This is a genomic window from Dielma fastidiosa (assembly GCF_000313565.1).
Lineage (GTDB): Bacteria > Bacillota_I > Bacilli_A > Erysipelotrichales > Erysipelotrichaceae > Dielma > Dielma fastidiosa.
In genome coordinates this window covers 1-844 of record NZ_CAEN01000090.1, presented here as the reverse complement: position 1 = coordinate 844, position 844 = coordinate 1, and the positions used below count along the sequence as shown (strand labels likewise).

Here is an 844-nt window from a genome sequence, read left to right as displayed (position 1 = left end):
CGTATTTCGGAGTGAATATCAAGTTGATTCATAATTCTATGGATGCGTTTGATATTGTAATTCTTATGATAGTTTCGGTTTATAAACATACACATTCTACGCTTTCCTAGAATCCCTCCATATTTTTGATGATATTCGATGATAATTTCTGCTAACTCTTGATTTTCTTGTTCCTGTGCTGGAATCGGTCGCTTTAGCCATTTATAATAGGCAGAACGCTGAATATGCAATACTTTACACATCCATTGAATCCTATATTTCTTCGTTTCATGAAGTTCTTTGATGGCTAAGTATTTCGCTTCGTTTTTCGTTTTGGCGAAAATCGCCTCCTTTCGATTTCCTGTACTTTTTTTAATACTTCATTCTCCATTTCTTTCTCTTTAATCTGTCGTTCAAGAATTTTTACTTTGCGTTGTAACTGCTCGATTTCACTGAGTTGTTCTTCCTTTTTCCGTTTTCCTCGTTTGTCTGTGAGTCCTTCTTTTCCATCCTCTTTATATTTGTTTACCCATTGATATACCTGTGTATAAGAAACATTAAAGAGTTCTGCTGCATCTTTGTAGTTCTTGCCATGTTCCAAACAGTAATTCACGATTTCTATACGTTCTTCATAAGTTGTCTTTCTACTGCGATCTTTCATATAAACCTCCGGTTTAGGGTTATAATCCCTAAGTTCTTCAAGGTTATTATACTTAATGATCCATTTTTGCACAGTAGATTTAGAAGGAATATTATATTTATTTGCAAGATGCTCTGGAGTACCTTCTCCTGCCAGATAAGCTTCTACTACTTCCTGCTTGAATTCTTTTGTGTATTTTTTGTTATGTGCTTTTTTATGAAAAAT

2 protein-coding genes are annotated in these 844 nt (G+C 34.0%); both read right to left on the bottom strand.

All coding sequences use genetic code 11. From position 1 onward, the window contains the following. On the bottom strand, positions 1-242 hold a 242-nt coding region (locus tag DAHG_RS20765), incomplete at its 3' end, for an IS3 family transposase (protein ID WP_026880734.1). Between the two features lie 44 nt (positions 243-286). Continuing rightward, the coding region (locus DAHG_RS18165) for a helix-turn-helix domain-containing protein (protein ID WP_022936301.1) at positions 287-844 on the bottom strand (558 nt) is incomplete at its 5' end.